General features: G+C 60.7%; 14 protein-coding genes. 9 read left to right on the top strand and 5 right to left on the bottom strand.

The genetic code is table 11. The annotated features are described in order from the left end of the window. Positions 1-60 precede the first annotated feature (60 nt). The 3 genes from C1896_12425 (at position 61) to C1896_12415 (ending at position 3,259) form a co-directional block, all read left to right on the top strand. Positions 61-1,275 (top strand): ABC transporter permease, encoded by a 1,215-nt coding sequence (locus C1896_12425; GenBank protein AZZ45624.1) that lies wholly within the window; start codon positions 61-63, stop codon positions 1,273-1,275. A 68-nt stretch (positions 1,276-1,343) separates the two neighbouring features. After that, positions 1,344-2,231, top strand: a complete 888-nt coding sequence (locus tag C1896_12420) for a branched-chain amino acid ABC transporter permease (GenBank protein AZZ45623.1) — start codon at positions 1,344-1,346, stop codon at positions 2,229-2,231. Positions 2,232-2,233: 2 nt separating this feature from the next. Continuing rightward, positions 2,234-3,259: a branched-chain amino acid ABC transporter permease gene (locus C1896_12415; protein ID AZZ45622.1), complete on the top strand. Its 1,026-nt coding sequence runs from the start codon at positions 2,234-2,236 to the stop codon at positions 3,257-3,259. Positions 3,260-3,323: 64 nt separating this feature from the next. Here the strand turns inward: C1896_12415 and C1896_12410 are convergent, their stop codons facing one another. Further along, complete coding sequence (locus tag C1896_12410; GenBank protein ID AZZ45621.1) at positions 3,324-4,100, bottom strand: enoyl-CoA hydratase; 777 nt, start codon at positions 4,098-4,100, stop codon at positions 3,324-3,326. 173 nt (positions 4,101-4,273) lie between these two features. Between C1896_12410 and C1896_12405 the strand changes: the two genes are divergently transcribed. The 6 genes from C1896_12405 (at position 4,274) to C1896_12380 (ending at position 12,331) form a co-directional block, all read left to right on the top strand. Beyond that, positions 4,274-5,164 carry a LysR family transcriptional regulator gene (locus C1896_12405; protein ID AZZ47655.1) on the top strand — a complete coding sequence of 297 codons (891 nt, stop codon included), beginning with the start codon at positions 4,274-4,276 and terminating at the stop codon, positions 5,162-5,164. After that, the gene (locus C1896_12400; protein ID AZZ45620.1) at positions 5,161-6,192 is read left to right on the top strand and encodes an AraC family transcriptional regulator; all 1,032 of its coding nucleotides are present in this window, start codon (positions 5,161-5,163) and stop codon (positions 6,190-6,192) included. The genes C1896_12405 and C1896_12400 overlap by 4 nt, the downstream gene beginning before the upstream one ends. Positions 6,193-7,274: 1,082 nt before the next feature. Next, positions 7,275-8,042, top strand: a complete 768-nt coding sequence (locus tag C1896_12395; protein ID AZZ45619.1) for a 3-hydroxyacyl-CoA dehydrogenase — start codon at positions 7,275-7,277, stop codon at positions 8,040-8,042. Between the two features lie 12 nt (positions 8,043-8,054). Then, entirely contained in the window at positions 8,055-9,242 is a 1,188-nt protein-coding gene (locus C1896_12390; protein ID AZZ45618.1) for an acetyl-CoA C-acyltransferase, read from the top strand. Positions 9,243-9,251: 9 nt separating this feature from the next. Next, positions 9,252-10,385 (top strand): acyl-CoA dehydrogenase, encoded by a 1,134-nt coding sequence (locus C1896_12385; protein ID AZZ45617.1) that lies wholly within the window; start codon positions 9,252-9,254, stop codon positions 10,383-10,385. A gap of 281 nt (positions 10,386-10,666) precedes the next feature. Beyond that, positions 10,667-12,331, top strand: a complete 1,665-nt coding sequence (locus tag C1896_12380; protein AZZ45616.1) for a sodium:proton exchanger — start codon at positions 10,667-10,669, stop codon at positions 12,329-12,331. A gap of 149 nt (positions 12,332-12,480) precedes the next feature. Here C1896_12380 and C1896_12375 read toward each other — a convergent pair whose 3' ends face one another. From C1896_12375 to C1896_12360, 4 genes are all read right to left on the bottom strand, one after another. Then, on the bottom strand, positions 12,481-12,921 hold the full coding sequence (locus C1896_12375; GenBank protein AZZ45615.1) for a hypothetical protein: 441 nt from the start codon (positions 12,919-12,921) through the stop codon (positions 12,481-12,483). Further along, positions 12,918-14,099, bottom strand: coding sequence for an alanine transaminase (locus C1896_12370; protein ID AZZ47654.1), 1,182 nt, complete (start codon positions 14,097-14,099; stop codon positions 12,918-12,920). Before C1896_12370 ends, C1896_12375 begins: the two co-directional genes overlap by 4 nt. Before the next feature lie 82 nt (positions 14,100-14,181). Beyond that, complete coding sequence (locus tag C1896_12365; GenBank protein AZZ45614.1) at positions 14,182-14,880, bottom strand: MOSC domain-containing protein; 699 nt, start codon at positions 14,878-14,880, stop codon at positions 14,182-14,184. A gap of 13 nt (positions 14,881-14,893) precedes the next feature. Further along, the gene (locus C1896_12360; GenBank protein AZZ45613.1) at positions 14,894-15,589 is read right to left on the bottom strand and encodes a glutamine amidotransferase; all 696 of its coding nucleotides are present in this window, start codon (positions 15,587-15,589) and stop codon (positions 14,894-14,896) included. Between the last annotated feature and the right edge of the window lie 13 nt (positions 15,590-15,602).

The following is a 15,602-nucleotide window of genomic DNA, read 5'->3' as shown; positions in this document are numbered from 1 at the left end:
CGGTCTGCAGTACATGCCGGTGATCAATAGCCACAACAAAAACAATCACAGTGGGTGAATATGAAAATGCTCAAGAAAACCGCAGCCGCCGTCCTCGTCTCCAGCATGATCGCCAGTGCTGCCCAGGCCGAAATCAGCAACGACGAAATCCGCATCGGCTATCTCGCTGACATGTCCGGCACCTACCGCGATCTGTCCGGTCCCGGTGGTCTCGAAGCGCTGAACATGGCCATCGAAGATTTCGGCGGCACGGTCGATGGCAAGAAAATCGTTACCTTCAACGCCGACGACCTGAACAAGCCGGATGTTGGCGCCAATACTGTGCGGCAGTGGATCGATGAACGTAATGTCGACATGGTCACCGGACTGGTGGCCAGCTCCGTGGTGCTGGCGGCAGCCAAGGTGGTGGAGCAGGGCGGCAAACTTGCACTGATTTCCGGTGCCGCCGCATCGAGCATTACCAACGAGTTCTGTTCGCCCAATCATATCCACTGGACGTACGACACCTTCGCCCTGGCCAACGGTACGGCCAACGCGGTCCTCAAGGATGGCGGCAAGAGCTGGTTCATCCTGACCGCCGACTACGCCTTCGGCCACGCAATGGAGGCCGATATCAAGAAGGTCGTCGAAGCCGAAGGCGGCAGCGTGGTCGGCACGGTCCGCCACCCGTTCCCGAGCAGCGACTTCTCGTCATATATCCTTCAGGCGCAGGGTTCCGGTGCTGATGTTATCGCCCTGGCCAACGCGGGCGCAGATACCGTCAATTCGCTGAAGACCGCGAGCGAATTCGGCGTGACGCAGTCCGGACAGCGTCTTGCTGGCATGGTCGTGTTCCTTAACGACATTCACGCCATGGGGCTGGACGTCACGCAAGGCCTGATGCTGACCACCGGCTGGTATTGGGACATGGACGAAGAAGCCCGCGCTTGGGCCAAGCGCTACGAAGAGCGTGTAGGCAGTATGCCGACCATGGTCCATGCCGGCATCTATTCAGCCGCCACTCACTATTTGAACGCGGTGAAGGAAACCGGTAGCGACGACACCGCAACCGTGCGCGCGCAAATGGCCAAGACTCCGGTCAACGATATGTTTGCCAAGAACGGCAAGATTCGCGAAGACGGCCGCATGGTGCATGACATGTACCTGGTGCAGGTCAAGACGCCAGCGGAGTCGAAAGGTGAATGGGACCTTTACAAGGTCATCAGAACCATCCCAGGCGATGAAGCCTTCCGTCCACTCTCAGACAGTCAGTGCAAGCTGGTCACCCAGAACTGATCGGCCTGCCCCAAGCCATTCCCCGGCCGCTTGGCCGGGGCGTCACGGACTTTTCTGGGTAGTGAATCATGACTCTCGTTTTCGGCGTTCCCCTGAGCGTACTGTTCGGGCAGCTGCTGCTCGGTCTGATCAACGGGTCGTTCTACGCGCTGTTGAGCCTTGGTCTGGCGATCATTTTCGGTTTGCTACGGATCATCAATTTCGCCCACGGTGCGCAATACATGCTCGGCGCTTTCGCCGCGTTCCTCGGGCTGAACTATCTGGGCATCAATTACTGGGCCGCATTGTTGCTCTCGCCTCTGCTGATCGGTCTGCTGGGCATTGGAATCGAGCGCGGTCTGCTGCGTCGCATTGCCGGCGAGGATCACCTGTATGGTCTGCTGCTGACCTTCGGCCTGGCGCTGATCGTCGAAGGTAGCTTCGTCAAGCTGTTCGGCGTGTCCGGCTCGTCCTACCCGATGCCGGAATTGCTCAAAGGCGGGCACAACCTCGGGTTCATGTTCCTGCCAACCTATCGTGCCTGGGTCATCGTCGCCGCGCTGACGGTGTGCTTTGCGACCTGGTACATGATCGAGCGGACTCGGCTTGGCTCCTATCTGCGCGCCGGGACGGAGAACCCCAAGTTGATGCAGGCTTTCGGCATCAACGTCCCGCTGCTGGTCACCCTCACGTATGGCTATGGCGTTGCGCTGGCCGCATTCGCCGGCGTGCTTGCCGCGCCCATCTACGCTGTCACGCCGGGAATGGGCTCCAATTTATTGATCGTGGTGTTCGCGGTCGTCGTGATTGGCGGGATGGGCTCGATCATGGGCGCGATCGTCACAGGGCTTGCGATGGGTCTGATCGAAGGGCTCACCAAGGTGTTCTATCCGGAGGCGGCCAACACGGTGATCTTCGTGATCATGGTGCTGGTCCTGTTGATGCGGCCGGCCGGTTTGTTCGGAAAGGAGGCATGAACATGTCGACTCAGGAAAATGTTCAAGCCTCTGGCTTGCAGGCGACCTCCACCCAAGTCAGAGCCAATGCCGAGCGCGAACGTCGCCGTGCAGCTCGGCGGCGCATGTCCATTTTCTACGGCGTCTTGCTAGCCGTGGCGATGGTGGCACCGCTGATGGTCTATCCGGTGTTCCTTATGAAGCTGCTGTGCTTCGCACTGTTTGCCTGCGCCTTCAATCTGCTGCTGGGATACGCCGGGCTGCTGTCGTTCGGTCACGCAGCATTCTTCGCCTGTGGCGGCTACATCACCGGTTACATGCTCAGCACGTACAGCGGGTTGAGTACTGAGCTGGGCATTCTGGTCGGTACGCTGGCCTCCACCGTGCTGGGGTTGATCTTCGGTTTGCTGGCGATCCGCAGGCAGGGCATCTACTTCGCGATGATCACGCTGGCATTGGCACAGATGGCGTTTTTCGTCTTCGTCCAGGCGCCTTTCACAGGCGGCGAGAACGGTATGCAGGGCGTGCCGCGTGGCTATCTGCTGGGCCTGTTCGACATGCAGAACAACATGGCTTTGTATTACTTCGTGTTGACGGTGTTCGTGATCGGGTTTGCCATCATCCAGCGCACCATTCATTCCCCATACGGGCAGGTGCTCAAGGCGATTCGAGAAAACGAGCCGCGGGCAATTTCACTGGGCTACAACGTTGACGGTCACAAACTGCTGGCCTTTGTGATCTCCGCGGCGCTGACCGGGCTGGCTGGCTCAACCAAGACGGTGGTGTTCCAGCTCGCCTCGCTGACCGATGCACACTGGCACATGTCGGGTGAAGTGATTTTGATGACGCTACTGGGCGGCGTTGGCACCATTCTCGGGCCGATCGTGGGCGCAACCGTGGTGGTCACGCTGCAGAGCTCGCTGTCCAACGGGCCGTTGGGCGAGTGGGTGCACGTGATTCTCGGAGTGATCTTCGTGCTCTGCGTGCTGCTGTTCCGCTCGGGGATCGTGGGATGGGTGGAGCGGCTGATCAAGCGCAATTTCAAGTAGTACGCTGGCTATGACGGGGAGGGTGATGGTCTCCGGCCCCGCTTGAGCGGGGCCGGTTTCGGCCTCAGGCGTTCTGCCACGTGGCGCTGCGTTTTTCCAGGAAGGCATTGACCCCTTCTTTCTGGTCATGCGTGTCGAACAACTCGGCGAACAGCTCGCGCTCAGCTGCCCAGCCGGCGGCTTGCGGTGCCTGCCGCGCATTCATCACCAAGCGCTTGCAGCGACTGACGGAGGAGGGGCTTTGCTGATCCACCAGGGCCGCCAGTTTGAGCGCCGCCTCGAGTGACTCGCCGCGACCGACCACCTCTTCAACCAGGCCAATCTTCTCGGCTTTCTGTGCGCTGATGCGCTCGCCACAGAGAATCATCCGCTTGGCCCAACCTTCGCCTACCAGCCATGGCAGATTCTGCGTACCGCCTGCGCAGGGCAGCAGCCCAACCTTGGCTTCCGGAAGTGCCATTTGTGCCTGCTCTTCGGCGATGCGTATGTCGCAGGCCAACGCGCATTCGAGTCCACCACCCATGGCGTAGCCATTGATGGCGGCAATCGACACACCACGGAAATGACTCAAGGCTTCAAAGGCACGCCCGAACAATGCAGCGATTTCCTGCGCACCTTGCTTGTCGCCATCGGCAAACTGTTTCAGGTCGGCGCCGGCGGAAAAGAATTTTTCGCCGGCTCCGGTGATCACCAAGGCATACACGTCGGGATTGTCGTTGAGCTGGCCGATGGTTTGTTCCAACGCAGCCAGAGACTCGCGATCCCATGTGTTGGCTGGTGGATTGGCGATGGTCAGCAGCGCCGTGTGGTCGCGCATTTCGAGCTGGATCTTTTGGCTCATGTCGGTTCCTTGTGCTTGGAATGATGCGGATGTCGTGAGGCGAAACGGAGTTCGATAGCGAGCCTAGCAGCGTAAAAATAGTAAACCCATGGTGCGAAATGCAGAGGTATTCTGTGTTTTTGCACAGCGTGCCGCGGACGGCACGCGTCAATTCGATGGATCTGGAGTCTGCAGTGGACTGGGACAACCTGCGTTTTTTTCTCGAACTCTCGCGTGCGGGCAAGTTGACGGTCGCCGCGAGGCGATTGGCTGTAGACCACACCACGGTGGCCCGACGGGTGCAGGCGCTGGAAAAAAGCCTGGATCGACAGCTCTTCATCCGCGCCAAGGCAGGCTATCGACTGTCCGAAGCGGGCCGCGAATTGCTGGCCCAAGCCGAGGCGATGGAAAGCGCCATCACCTCCATCGAACAGCCGAGCCTGACCGCCGATAAGCTGTCCGGTCAGGTTCGCATTGGCGCCACCGAGGGGTACGGCACCGTGATGCTGGCGGGCCAGCTCGCCAACCTGACCCGTGATTACCCGCATCTCGGCGTGGATCTGCTGGCGGTGCCACGCTCGGTCAGGCTGGCGCGACATGAGGCGGACATCGTCATCACCCTGGAGCGTCCCGAGCGCGGCCCCTACGTGATCACCAAGCTCACCGACTACGTGCTGCGGCTCTACGCGTCAGAAACCTACCTGGCGTCACACCCGTCTATCCGCAGCCGGGAAGACCTCAGCGGCCATGTGTTCGTCAGCTACATCGAGGACCTGCTGTACAGCAAGGAGCTGTTCTACCTCGACGAGATCGTTCGCCCCCGTCAGCACTCGTTGCGCAGCACCAGCATCCTCGCCCAGCAGGAAGCTGTTGCCGCCGGGGCTGGGCTGGCAATCCTGCCGGCGTTCCTGGCAGCCAGGGAGCCGTTGCTCAAGGAGGTTCTGGTCGGCGAGGTCGAATTCACTCGAACCTTCTGGATGTTGATGCCCGTAGAAAACAAGGACCTGGCGCGGATGCGTGTGTGTTGGGACTTCCTGCGGGATGTGGCTGCCAACAGTCATGACGTGATGATGGGGCGCGCATGAACCGCGACGGCAAAAACACCATTTCCATCCGGCTGGTGGAGGAGGCGCTGCAGGGTTTCATCTCGTCTTCGCAATCAGCCGAAGAGCTGCTGCGCCAGCTTGAGCTCGGCGCTATTGACCTGGCCGATAGCGAAGCGCGTGTCGATGTGGCTGATTTCAGCAAGCTATGGCGGCGCCTGGCGCGGCAGTTCGACGATGAGTTTTTCGGTATGGATGCGCGGCGTATGCGCACCGGCAGTTTCGCCTTCGTCTGCCGTGCCGCCATGGCCCAGCCGACACTCGATACAGCGCTTCGTGTGGCGCTGGATTTCTTCAGGCTGACCTTCGAAGGCTTCCGCGGCGAGCTGTTTCGCAGCGAAAGCCTGGCGGAGATCACGCTGTCGGAGCCGGAAGATGCACCGCCGCTCAGAGCCTTTAGCTACTTCACTTTCTGGATGCTGCTGCACGGTCTGGCCTGTTGGCTGGTAGGGCGGCGTATCCCGCTGCTAGCCGTCGAGCTGCGTTGCGATGAGCCGGCCTATACCGATGACTACCGGGTGATGTTCTCGCGCAACCTGCGTTTCGCACGGCCCAGCACGCGGGTCATCTTCGCTGCCGAGGTGCTCGACCTGCCAGTGCGCCGCAGCGAGCAGGAGCTGCACGGGTTCCTGGCCCATGCGCCTTCCAACATCCTGGTCAAATACCGCGACACCACGAGCCTCGCCAGCCGCATCAAGGCGCAGCTGCGTGAACTGCCCGCCGAACAGTGGCCGACCAGTGAAGCGCTGGCGCGGACGTTGTGCGTATCAGCCTCAACTCTGCGCCGCCGATTGGCCGAGGCAGGGCAGACCTACCAGGCCATAAAGGACCAGGTGCGCCAGGAAATGGCCACCCTGTGGCTGGCGGACGCCTCGATCACCTACGCCGAAATTGCCGAGCGCCTGGGTTTCGCCGACGTCAGTTCGTTCTACAAGGCATTTCGCAAATGGTCCGGAACCAATCCAGGGCAGTATCGCAGCCTGATCTTGCGTGGCGATGAAGGGCCATAGCCCAGTTGTAGGTGCTAGTGGGGCCTAGTCCTTGCTGGTGATCCGGCCTATTGGTTCGGCCTTGGATCGCCAGCAAGCTGGCTCCTACAGGACTGGCGGGGCGAGGACAGACGTCAGCTCCTCGCCGTCGCGCTTTTCGTAGGAGCGAGCTCGCTTGCGATCAGGCGTTAACTCAATTAACGCGGGACGGTGAAGCACGGATCGCCAGCAAGCTGGCTCCTACAGGACTGGCAGGGCTAGTACGGGCGTCAGCCGCTCGCCGTCGCGCTTTTCGTAGGAGCGAGCTCGCTCGCGATCAGGCGCTAGCTGAGTTTGCGCGGGATGGCGAAGCACGGATCGCCAGCAAGCTGGCTCCTACAGGACTGGCGGGGCGAGTAGAGACGTCAGCCGCTCGCCGTCGCGCTTTTCGTAGGAGCGAGCTCGCTCGCGATCAGGCGCTAGCTCAGTTTGCGCGGGATGGCGAAGCACGGATCGCCAGCAAGCTGGCTCCTACAGGGCTGGCAGGGCGACTACAGACGTCAGCCACTCGCCGTCGCGCTTTTCGTAGGAGCGAGCTCGCTCGCGATCAGGCGTTTAACTCAATTCACGCGGGACGGTGAAAGCACGGATCGCCAGCAAGCTGGCTCCTACAGGACTGGCAGGACGAGTACAGACGTCAGCCGCTCGCCGTCGCGCTTTTCGTAGGAGCGAGCTCGCTCGCGATCAGGCGTTAGCTCAATTCACGCGGGACGGTGAAGCACGGATCGCCAGCAACCTAGCTCCTACAGGACTGGCAGGGCTAGTACAGACGTCAGCCGCTCGCAGTCGCGCTTTTCGTAGGAGCGAGCTCGCTCGCGATCAGGCGTTTAACTCAATTCACGCGCTACGGTGAAGGACGGATCGCCAGCAAACTAGCTCCTACAAAGGCAATCATGGACCCGCACGGCCCATAGCGTGCACCCGTGCCAGCTGCCTTGGCCAAACCAGTCACCGCGATTGCCCGTAACGACCATTGTCCGTACCCCCCGGTCTGAAGAAGATGAACTCAGATGGACCCGGCAGCTCGCCTGCCGCGATACCTAACATCTTCTCGAGGTCGTGCTGTGGATATTCAAGGCAAAGTCTTCCTGATTACAGGCGGTGCGTCCGGCCTGGGCGCTGCGGCTGCCGAAGCGCTGGTCGCAGCCGGTGCCAAGGTGGTACTGGCGGACATCAATCAAGCATTGCTGAACGAACGCAGTGAAGCGCTGGGGGCGAACGCCATCGGCGTGGTGACCAACGTGTGTGACGAGACCGCCGCTCAGGCTGCCGTGAACGCAGCGGTCGAGCATTTCGGCGGTCTGCACGGGCTGGTCAACTGCGCCGGCGTCGCCAGCGGCGAAAGGATTCTGGGTCGCCAAGGCCCGCACGGACTGGACAGTTTCAGCAAGGTCATCGGTCTCAACCTGATCGGCAGCTTCAACATGTTGCGTCTGGCGGCAGAAGCCATTTCCAGGGGCGAGCCGGACGAGCAGGAAAATCGCGGCGTGATCATCAATACAGCCTCCGTCGCGGCCTACGACGGCCAGATTGGCCAGGCCGCCTATGCGGCCTCCAAGGGCGGCGTGGTCGCGATGACGCTACCAGCGGCCCGCGAACTGGCGCGTCACGGTATTCGCGTGATGACCATCGCCCCGGGTGTGTTCGAGACGCCGATGATGGCCGGTATGCCACAGGAAGTCCGCGACTCGTTGGCGGCTGGCGTGCCATTCCCACCGCGTCTTGGGCGCGCCAGTGAATACGCAGCGCTGGTACGCCATATCATCGAAAACGACATGCTCAACGGCGAAGTGATCCGCCTCGACGGCGCGCTGCGCATGGCCGCGAAATAATCGGAGACAGCAATGCACAACGATCCAATCGTGATACTGGGCTCGGCCCGTACGCCCATGGGCGGTTTCCAGGGCGATCTCAAGAGCCTCAGCGCGCCGGAACTGGGCGCGGCAGCGATTCGCGCAGCGGTAGAGCGCAGCGGTGTCTCGGCTGAACAGGTTCAGGAAGTGCTGATGGGCTGCGTGCTGCCAGCCGGTCTCGGTCAGGCACCGGCGCGCCAGGCCGCACTTGGTGCGGGACTGGGCAAGGCAACCGCTTCCACCACCCTGAACAAGATGTGTGGCTCAGGCATGCAGGCGGCCATTCTGGCGCACGACGCGTTGCGCGCCGGCAGCGTCGATTTGATCGTCGCGGGTGGCATGGAGAGCATGTCCAACGCGCCTTATCTGCTGGAAAAGGCCCGCAGCGGCTATCGCATGGGACATGGCAAGGTGCTTGACCACATGTTCCTCGATGGCCTTGAAGATGCCTATGACAAGGGCCGCCTGATGGGCACCTTTGCCGAGGACTGCGCGCAGAACCACGGCTTCACCCGTGAAGAACAGGACGCCTACGCCCTGACATCGCTGCAGCGTGCGCGCGACGCCATCACCGCCGGCCGCTTCGCCAGCGAGATCGTCCCGCTGGACGTCACCCAAGGGCGCGAGCAACGGACCATTCGCGACGACGAACAGCCGCCCAAGGCGATGCCGGACAAAATTCCGTCCCTAAAGCCAGCGTTCCGCGAAGGCGGCACCGTTACCGCCGCGAACTCCAGCTCCATCTCCGATGGCGCCGCTGCTCTGGTACTAACACGGCGCTCCCAGGCAGAGCAGCTTGGCCTGAAGCCGAAAGCGGTGATTCATGGCCATGCGGTGTTCGCCGATGCGCCCAACCTGTTCCCGACCGCGCCCATTGGTGCCATCCACAAGTTGCTGGAGCGTACTGGCTGGCGTCTTGATGAGGTGGACCTGTTCGAGATCAACGAGGCTTTTGCCGTGGTCAGCATGGTCACCATGCGCGAACTCGGCCTGGATCACGCCAAGGTCAACGTCAACGGCGGCGCCTGCGCCCTCGGCCACCCGATCGGTGCGTCCGGGGCTCGCATCCTGGTGACCCTGATCGCGGCCCTGCGCGACCGTGGCCTGCGCAAAGGTATCGCGGCGATCTGCATCGGTGGTGGCGAGGCGACCGCCATGGCCGTCGAACTGCTCGACTGAGGATTTTCCATGCTGCTCAATGATGACCAGACCAGTATTCGCGACATGGCCCGGCAGTTCGCCCAGGAGCGGCTGAAACCCTTCGCCGCCGAGTGGGACCGCGAACACCGTTATCCGGCCGAAGCGATTGCCGAAATGGCCGAACTCGGCTTCTTCGGCATGCTGTGCCCGGAGCAATGGGGCGGCAGCGACACCGGCTACATTGCCTACGCATTGGCGCTGGAAGAGATTGCCGCTGGCGATGGCGCTTGCTCGACCATCATGAGCGTGCACAACTCGGTGGGCTGCGTGCCGATCCTGCGGTTCGGCAACGAGGAGCAGAAGCAGCGCTACCTGATGCCGCTGGCCAGTGGCGAGCAGATCGGTGCCTTTGCCCTGACCGAGCCCCACGCTGGGTCCGACGCCAGCAGCCTGCGTACCCGCGCCCGGCGTGACGGCGACAGTTACGTTATCAACGGTGCCAAACAGTTCATAACGTCCGGGCAGCATGCCGGCACGGTGATCGTATTTGCCGTGACCGATCCGGACGCCGGCAAGCGCGGCATCAGCGCGTTTATCGTGCCGACCGACACACCGGGCTATCAGGTGGTACGGGTCGAGGACAAACTCGGCCAGCACGCCTCCGATACTTGCCAACTGGCGTTCGAAAACATGCGCGTGCACGAATCTCAGCGCCTGGGCGAGGAGGGCGAGGGCTATCGCATCGCGCTGGCGAATCTGGAAGGTGGCCGCATCGGCATCGCCGCTCAGGCGGTCGGTATGGCCCGCGCAGCCTTCGAGGCTGCACGCGATTACGCTCGCGAGCGTGAAGCGTTCGGCAAAGCCATTAGCGAACACCAGGCCGTCGCCTTTCGCCTCGCCGACATGGCCACTCAGATCGCCGTTGCCCGTCAGATGGTGCTTCACGCCGCCGCATTGCGCGAAGCTGGCCAACCCGCACTGGTCGAAGCCTCCATGGCCAAGCTGTTCGCCTCGGAAATGGCGGAGAAGGTCTGCTCGGCTGCGATCCAGACACTGGGCGGCTACGGTTACCTTAAGGATTTCCCGGTGGAGCGCATCTACCGTGATGTGCGGGTCTGCCAGATCTACGAAGGCACCAGTGATATCCAACGCTTGGTGATCGCGCGCAATCTAGGCGAGTGAACCGGATGCTCTCAAAACTAGCTCATCTTTAAAGCTAGTCGCTGTGCTTTCCAGCAGCGTGAGCGAGTTCGCCGGGCCTCCGCGATCTTCTGTTGCTGCCCGTGCGCCGATCATGGGCCGTTGATCTCGCCGCCAGCAATTTCAGCCAACGATCCGATCCGGCCCAGCCGCTCATGCACCCATAACCGACTGGTGATTGTGCTCGGTCAGCTCGTGGCGTCCCAATCTTATCTAGACTCTGAGCAACCGCGTGTACCAAGCGCTAGCGAAGAGGTATCAGGATGGAGTCATTGCTGGCCCATGGGCCTTATGTCGAATTGGCGGTGCTGTTGATGTTCTCGGCGGCCGCCGGTGCGGTGGCCGTGCGGCTTCGGCAGCCGGTGTTGATCGCCTACATCGTCGTCGGCATTCTGGTCGGGCCGGCGGTATTCGGCCTAGTCAGGGCGCATGACCAGATCGATCTTCTAGCGGAAATTGGGGTGACGGTGTTGCTGTTCGTGGTCGGACTGAAGCTCGATCTCCAACACGTACGGCATATCGGCCCAGTGGCGCTGGCCACCGGGCTTGGCCAACTGACGTTCACCATCTGCTTCGGGTTCATTCTGACGCTCGCCATGGGCAAGACCCCGATTGAGGCAATCTACATTGCCGTCGCGCTAACTTTTTCCAGCACCATCATCATCGTCAAGCTGCTCTCAGACAAACGCGAGCTGGACTCGCTTCACGGGCGCATCGCGGTCGGTTTCCTGATTGTTCAGGATCTGGCTGTGGTGCTGGCAATGATGGCCATGAGCGCGCTGCGGGGCGCTGGCGACGCGGACATGCTGGACGTGGCGGGTTCTTTGATCCTGCGCTTGGTGCTCGCCGCTTTACTGATGTTCTTATTGATGCGCTACGTGCTTCCGAAAGTGATGGCCGCCATGGCTCGCTCTCAGGAGTTGTTGCTGATCTTTGCCATTGCTTGGGGCTGTGGGCTCGCAGCACTTGGCGAGTGGGCTGGCTTCAGCAAGGAAGCCGGCGCGTTCATTGCCGGATTCTCACTGGCCTCTACCGGCTATCGCGAGGCGATGAATGCGCGGTTGACCGGCATTCGCGATTTTATGCTGCTGTTCTTCTTCATCGATCTAGGCGCCAAGCTGGATTTTTCCACCTTAGGTGGCGAACTGCTCCCCGCAGCGGTGCTATCGCTTTTCGTGCTGATCGGAAATCCGCTTATCGTCATGGCGATCATGGGTTATATGGGCTACCGCAAGCGCACTGGCTTTCTGGCCGGGCTGACGGTGGCGCAGATCAGCGAGTTCTCCATCGTGTTCGTTGCCATGGGCATCACCCTGGGGCACGTCGATACCCAAGCGTTGGGGCTTACTACCTTGGTCGGGCTGGTAACTATCATGCTGTCGACCTACATGATCCTTTTCTCGCAACCACTTTATGAGCGCTTGATGCCCTGGCTCGGTGTGTTCGAGCGCAAGCGCCCTTTTCGCGAACTGGAGGTGGAGCAGCCGTTGCGGCCGGAAGGCCAGCCGCGAGTCCTGGTGTTCGGCATGGGGCGCTACGGCGCGCGTTTGCTGCGGCAGCTTGATGATGCGGGTATCACGGTGATGGGCGTGGATTTCGATCCAGAGGCCGTGCGGATACTGGCCCAAAGCGGCTTGAATGTGCGCTTCGGTGACGGGGAGGACCCGGGCTTGTTGATGAGTCTGCCGTTGCAACATGCCGACTGGGTCGTGACCACCTTTCCACAATGGGAATCGAACCGGGCATTTCTGCATGCGTTACATGTCGCTGGCTTCAACGGTCGTGTGGCCGGGGTGGTGAGGGATGATCAGCACGGCCAGGCACTCGACAATGCTGGTGTCGCACTGGTGCTCAATCCCTTTACAGACGCCGCAGACTTCGCGGCGAGGTGGCTGGTGAACGAGCTGCAGGAGGGCGCGGAGCGCTAGACCTGTCGCGCTTTCGCTTAGTCAGCACGCGGCATGCAGGCGGCTTTAGCCCAAGTGGCAGCGAGCTGAATTCTGCATATCGCTGAGCCTAGTAATCGGCCTCACGCCAATCCTGGCCTCGCTAAGGACTGGATACCTAGGCTGGTGTCTCAGCCCCAGTCTATCGTGTCTTGTACCGACTCCCTGACCGCACCTGGTGTCCGCGAGAAACGTGGCGCGGGTGCGGCGTGCAGAACGCCGTCGATGTCGCAATAAACGCGACGTTGTTGCATGTGCGGGTGCTGCGCGGCTTCTTCCTGGGTGAGCACCGGGGCGAAACAGGCGTCGGTCCCTTCAAGCAGTGCGCGCCATTTGGCATGGGATCGGCTGGCGAACAGCGTGGCAATCTGTTCGCTTAGCTCCCGCCATTTCGCCGGGTCGTTGCAGCCTTCTCGAGTTCCAATTGCAGACAGTGCGCCAATAATGGCGACGTAATTGATGTCGTGGCCTGCGCTGTTGGCCAATGGGCCGTTCTGGCCCCATCCGGTCATGCAACCGTAGACCAGTTGCGGATCAGTAGTCATTAGTCGTCTCTGGGCAGACCTACTCATTCAGAGCCCTCGGCCCTAAGCATTGCTCGAATCCCACGCAGCGCTTGGCGGATGCGGCTCTGGTTTTCTATCAACGCAAAACGCACATGATCATCGCCATACTCGCCGAAACCGATCCCAGGAGAAACCGCCACCTTAGCCTCTACCATCAGCTTTTTGGCGAACTCCAGCGAACCCAGATGCTGGTACTGTTCAGGAATTTTCGCCCAGACATACATGGTCGCTTTGGGTTGCTCGACCATCCAGCCGATGGCTCGTAATCCTGAAACCAGCACATCTCGGCGGGCTTGGTAGGTTTCGGCTATCGCCTTCACGCAGCTTTGGTCGCCCTCCAGTGCCGCTATTGCGGCGACCTGAAGCGGGGTAAACATGCCGTAGTCGTGGTAGCTCTTGATACGAGCCAGGGCATTAACGAGTTCGGCGTTACCCACCATGAAACCAACGCGCCATCCGGCCATGTTGTAGCTTTTCGAAAGCGTAAAGAATTCGACCGCAACATCCTTGGCGCCAGGCACCTGCATGATCGAGGGGGCTTGCCAGCCATCAAATACGATGTCCGCATAAGCAAGGTCATGCACGACCAAAATGTCGTATTGCTTGGCAAGCGCGATTACCCGTTCAAAGAAATCGAGTTCGACACATTGCGCGGTTGGGTTCGAAGGAAAGCCGAAGATCATCATCTTTGGCGTCGGAATGGATTCACGAATGGCCCGTTCCAGCTCGATGAAAAAATCCACGCCTGAAACAAGTGGAACGGAGCGGACTTGAGCGCCCGCGATCACCGCACCATAGATATGGATCGGATAACTTGGGTTCGGCACGAGTACCGTGTCGCCTGCATCCAGGGTCGCGAGCATCAAGTGCGCCAGGCCTTCCTTGGAGCCGATTGTAACGATTGCCTCGGTTTCTGGATCGATCTCGACGTTGTATCTGTTCTGGTACCACTGGGCGATCGTGCGGCGCAGCCGGTGAATGCCTTTTGAACTCGAATACCCGTGGGTGTCGTCCCGCTGAGCGACCTCGCAGAGCTTTGCCACGATGTGTGGCGGCGTTGCGCCGTCCGGGTTGCCCATGCTGAGATCGACGATGTCCTCCCCTCGGCGTCTCGCTTCGAGCTTCAGCTCTGCGGTGACATTAAAAACATACGCAGGTAGACGATCGATTCGACTGAATGCCATTTTGGATGGCAAGGCGGTTGATTGACTGTTAGTGGGCATCTGGGTCTCGATAAGAAAGCGAATATCTGAACGGGAGCTCGTTTTACGAGCGGCTGGATTCCGGCCCGCTCAGTCGTTTGGCCCAGGATTCAACCGAGCTGGTCTTGATCCGATTCGCCACAATCTTCTGCCAGGAGGGCGGCAAACGAAGCGACTGCAAACGCACCAGTGCGTCCAGGTCCATCGTGTTGAGGTAGAGGAGTTGCAGCACCCTGCTTAGTGGCCACTCGGGGTGTGGACGGTCGAGCAGGTTCAGCGGCGCGCCGGCTTCGATGACGCCCGGCTCAAGCACTCGGTAGTACCAGCCGACTTTGCCGCTACGCTGCATTTCGAGTGCTGCGCCTTTGGTGTCAAGCCGATCATCGAGCTTCCAGCAGGGCTGGCGAGTCTGCGAAACCTCCAGCACTGTGGTACCGCACGAGAGGATGTCGCCCATGCAGATGTTTTCTTCGGTCAGCCCTACGGTCGATAGGTTTTCACCGAAGGCGCCAGGAGCACTTAGTAGCTCTCGATCCCCGAACGTTTGCCTCCAGTGGCGATAATGCTCGTAGGGGTAGTGGTGGATGGCCTTGTCCGGCCCGCCATGCACACGCCTATCACCTTGCTCGTCACCTTCGAGCCCCTCAAACCCGACACTGACCGACCCTGTGCGCGGTCTTTTATCGATCCCACTAAAGGTCTCGGGCCGGGTGAATGGCACAGCTGCTCCGGTCATGATGGTTTGAATCTTCCCGATTAGCATCGATGCGGCTCCGTCAGTTCCTATCCAGCCAGGACGCAAAAACCGTCTGCGCGGCCGCGAGCAGTTCGTCTGTGCATGCCTGGGCCTGATCTCTGATGACGCGCGGATCGAGCTTGATGCTGTCGAGCTCACCTGCATGGCCGACCAGCCAGTGCTCGATACGCCGCGGATTGGCCTCAAGGTGGAATTGCAGGGCGAGAACCGAGTTACCTACGGAAAACGCCTGGTTCGGGCAGGTGTCGGTTGCCGCCAGACGCGTCGCTCCGGCTGGAACTTCGAACTGATCGCCATGCCAGTGCAGTACCGGCACGCCGCTACTCAAGGACTCCAGGCAGGACTGCAGGCCCTCGTCCGTGAGCGATATTGGCGCAAAACCGATCTCTTTCTTTTCCATTGGACCAACGTTGCTGCCCAGCGCCCGTGCTATCAGCTGAGCGCCAAGGCAAACTCCCAGTATTTTCTTACCGCACTGGAGGCGTTGTTCGACGAATGAGAGGACGGGCTTCAGGAATGGGTACTTCGCTTCGTCGAAAGCCCCTATTGGGCCGCCGAGAACAATGACCAGGTCAGGGATCGTCGGATCGAGGCCGGCAAACGAGTCGAGGTTCGCGTCCAGTGTCTCGATCTGGTATCCCCGATCATCAAGAATCTGCTGCAGCGAGCCGAGATCTTCAAAAGCGAGAAAGCGAATAACAAGGGCGGCTTTCATTTATGTACCAATA

The organism is Pseudomonadaceae bacterium SI-3, from assembly GCA_004010935.1.
Classification (GTDB): domain Bacteria; phylum Pseudomonadota; class Gammaproteobacteria; order Pseudomonadales; family Pseudomonadaceae; genus Stutzerimonas.
The sequence above is the reverse complement of the archived record's forward strand: the minus strand, read 5'-3'. Positions and strand labels throughout refer to the sequence as shown.